Origin of the sequence: Streptomyces mexicanus (assembly GCF_902506575.1) — a bacterium.
Taxonomy (GTDB): Bacteria; Actinomycetota; Actinomycetes; order Streptomycetales; family Streptomycetaceae; genus Streptomyces; species Streptomyces mexicanus.
This window is the reverse complement of sequence record NZ_LR732573.1, coordinates 1-2,293: the sequence shown is the minus strand read 5'-3', so window position 1 is coordinate 2,293 and position 2,293 is coordinate 1. Positions and strand designations below refer to the sequence as shown.

Sequence of the window (2,293 nt, the reverse complement as noted above, 5' to 3'; positions counted from 1 at the left end):
GGCGGGGCGGGTCCGGCGGATCGTCGTCGCCGTCGGTCCCGCCCCGCGCGCCGGAGGGGTCAGCCCTTGACGGCGCCCGCCATGATGCCTCCGACGATCTGCTTGCCGAAGAGCACGAAGACGAGCAGCAGCGGCAGGGTGCTGATCAGCGCGCCCGCCATCACGATGCTCTGGTCGGGCGTGTAGGAGGCCTGGAGCTGGCCGAGCGCCACCTGGAGGGTGGGGTTGTCCTGGTTCAGGGCCAGGAAGGGCCAGAAGAAGTCGTTCCAGGCCTGCACGAAGGTGAGCATGCCGAGCACCATCATCGCGGGCCGGGCCACGGGCAGGACGACGTTCCAGACGATGCGGATGTTGCTCGCGCCGTCCACCTTGGCCGCCTCGATCAGCTCGTAGGGCAGCGCCTCGATCAGGTACTGGCGCATGAAGAACACGCCGAAGGCGCCGACCAGCGTCGGGAAGATCACCGACTCCAGGTGCCCGTTCCAGCCGAGGTCCGACATCATCATGAACAGCGGGACGACGCTCAGCTGCGGCGGGATGGTCAGGGTGGCGATGACGGCGGTCATCAGCACGTTCCGGCCGCGGAAGCGCATCTTGGCGAAGGCGTACCCGGCCAGGGTGCAGAAGAACAGCGTGGCCACCGTGATGCAGCCGGCCACGATGAGGCTGTTGACGATGGCCTTCCCCAGGTGGGCCTGGTCCCAGGCGGCCTGGAGGTTGTGCCACAGCCTGCCGCCCGGCACGAGCGGCGGCGGGGTGTCCAGGACCCGCTGCTGGTCGTGGGAGGCGGCCACCAGCGTCCAGTACAGGGGGAGGATCGAGCCGAGGCCGACGACGGCCAGCGCGATGTAGGTGAACGGGCCGCCCTTGAGCTGCTGGCCCGCGCCGATCCCGAACCGGCTGCGGCGCCTGCCGGGTGCGGGGGTCAGGGGCCGGCGGCCGAGGTCGGGGGCGGTGTCGGTGGGACTGGTCGTGGTCATCGTTGTCGCTCCCGTCAGGCCGCGCTCTTGCGCACGAACCGGCCGACGATCCAGTTGATCAGGGCGATGAGCAGCAGCAGCACGAGCATCGCCCACGCCACGGCCGCCGCCCGGCCCAGGTGCCCCAGCTTCCAGCCGTAGTTGTAGAGGTAGATGCTGAGCGTCTCGTACTGGTTCTGGTTGCCTCCGGTGGTCCCGGTGGAGCCGCCTTCCAGCAGCAACGGCTCACCGAACAACTGCATGGAGCCGATGGTCGAGATGACGATGGTGAACAGGATCGTCGGCCGCAGCGAGGGAATGGTCACCTTGCGGAACTGCTGCCAGCGCGTGGCCCCGTCGATCGAGGCGGCCTCGTACAGGTCGCTGGGCACCGCCTGCATGGCCGCCAGGTAGATCAGGGCGTTGTAGCCGGTCCACCGCCAGATCACGATGACCGAGATGGCGATCTTCGACGTCCAGTGCCCGTTGGCCCAGTTGGTGTGGCCGAACCCGACGAAGTGCAGCACCCAGTTGAGCAGGCCGCCGTCCGCGCGGAAGACCAGGGCGAAGACCAGGGCGGCGGTGGCCACCGAGGTGGCGTACGGCGTGAGGATGACGGTGCGCCAGAAGGTGGTGGCGCGCAGCTTGTAGTTGAGCAGGTGGGCCAGGCCCAGCGCCACGAGCAGCTGCGGGACGGTGGAGATGACGCCGATGACGAAGGTGTTGGCGACCGCCGTCCAGAACTCGGAGTCGTGCAGGATCTTGTCGAAGTTGCCCCAGCCGACCCACTCGGACTGGTTCATGCTCACCATCTCGACCCGGTGCAGGGCGATCCAGCCCGTGTAGATCAGCGGGTAGAGCCCGAAGGCACCGAAGACGAGGAAGAAGGGTGAGATGTAGGCGTACGGCGAGACCTTGTCGTCCAGGCGCCACAGGCGGGTGCGCCACTTGCTGCGTCCGGTGGGGGTGCCCACGGCGCCGGGTGGCGGGGTGTGGGCACCCCGTGTGGGGGTTGTCGTTGCCACGGAGGGAGTCCTTCCCTGGAAGGTTTCGGCCGGGTCGGGCAGGGGCGGGGGCGAGGTGGGGCGACGGCGTTACCCGGCCCGCCGCCCGCGCGCCCAGACGGGGGGGGCCCGCCGGGGGGGTTTGGGCTTTCGGCCCGCGACCCGGACACCCCCGCCCCGCGGGGGTCCCCGGGGGGGGGCCCCCCGCCCCCCCCCCCCCCCCGGCCGCCCCCCCCCCCCCCCCCCGCCCCGCGCGGGCCCCCCCCCCCCCCCGCGGGGGGGGCCCCCGCAGGCCGCCACCCCAGCCCGGGCGCGCCCCCCGCGCCCGCG

The 2,293-nt window shown here is 71.3% G+C and carries 2 protein-coding genes; both read right to left on the bottom strand.

The window, feature by feature from the left end; translation table 11 throughout:
• Positions 1–59 precede the first annotated feature (59 nt).
• On the bottom strand, positions 60–980 hold the full coding sequence (locus tag GV126_RS32510; RefSeq protein WP_159674560.1) for a carbohydrate ABC transporter permease: 921 nt from the start codon (positions 978–980) through the stop codon (positions 60–62).
• Between the two features lie 14 nt (positions 981–994).
• The gene (locus tag GV126_RS32505) at positions 995–1,984 is read right to left on the bottom strand and encodes a carbohydrate ABC transporter permease (RefSeq protein ID WP_159674558.1); all 990 of its coding nucleotides are present in this window, start codon (positions 1,982–1,984) and stop codon (positions 995–997) included.
• Positions 1,985–2,293 lie beyond the last annotated feature (309 nt).

Excerpts from the sequence above, each read along its gene's own strand:
- GV126_RS32510 (WP_159674560.1), bottom strand. The coding sequence starts at position 980 with ATGACCACGACCAGTCCCACCGACACCGCCCCCGACCTCGGCCGCCGG.